Raw genomic sequence first — 616 nt, forward strand, 5'->3', positions numbered from 1 at the left:
GGGATAGAGCGATGCTTTCAAAGCGCTTTATAATCGAGACAATTAATGACCAACTCAAGAACATATCCTTCATTGAACATTCGAGGCATCGGAGTATGAACGGTTTTATGTTGAATTTAGTGGCTGGGTTGGTGGCTTATTGCTTGAAAGAAAATAAGCCACACCTTAATTTAACTGACGTAGAGCTCAATGCATTAGTTATCGCTTAAGCAGAACTGAGGTTAGATAAATAGTTCTCTAGTCCCTTATTTGAGCTGAGTCTTAAATGAAATTTTTCTTTCTGATTCTCAGAGGACTTATAATCGTATACTAAAATCGGAGAAGACAGTATTGCAGCTGGTACTAAAATGGGAGACAAGAGTGTTGCAAATACAACAGCTCCTACTGCCCCATTGTTTTTTCGGTTTTTTTCTTCTTCATTTACACTTTTTAAATTGGTTAGAAAATTAGGGTTATGTAAGCGTCTAGCAAAGTGCACCTGCCAGTAATTCGTCAAACCGATTAAGCTATTTCCGAATTTCAATGAGGAGATAGCCATGAGAAAAACACGCAGCCTTGAACAATGGCGTAACATTATCGAAGAACAACAAGCCAGCGATTTAACTATTACTGAGTT

Annotated in this window: 2 protein-coding genes; one reads left to right on the plus strand and one right to left on the minus strand. The window is 37.7% G+C overall.

From position 1 onward, the window contains the following. A partial coding sequence (locus HHO47_RS19100) for a transposase (protein ID WP_282435334.1) occupies positions 1 to 209 on the plus strand: 209 nt, incomplete at its 5' end. On the opposite strand, the gene HHO47_RS19105 is transcribed toward HHO47_RS19100, so the two are convergent. Next, the coding region (locus HHO47_RS19105; RefSeq protein ID WP_211183787.1) for a hypothetical protein at positions 206 to 616 on the minus strand (411 nt) is incomplete at its 5' end. The genes HHO47_RS19100 and HHO47_RS19105 overlap by 4 nt on opposite strands.

The organism is Pseudoalteromonas arctica (assembly GCF_012927645.1).
Taxonomy (GTDB): Bacteria; Pseudomonadota; Gammaproteobacteria; order Enterobacterales; family Alteromonadaceae; genus Pseudoalteromonas; species Pseudoalteromonas arctica_A.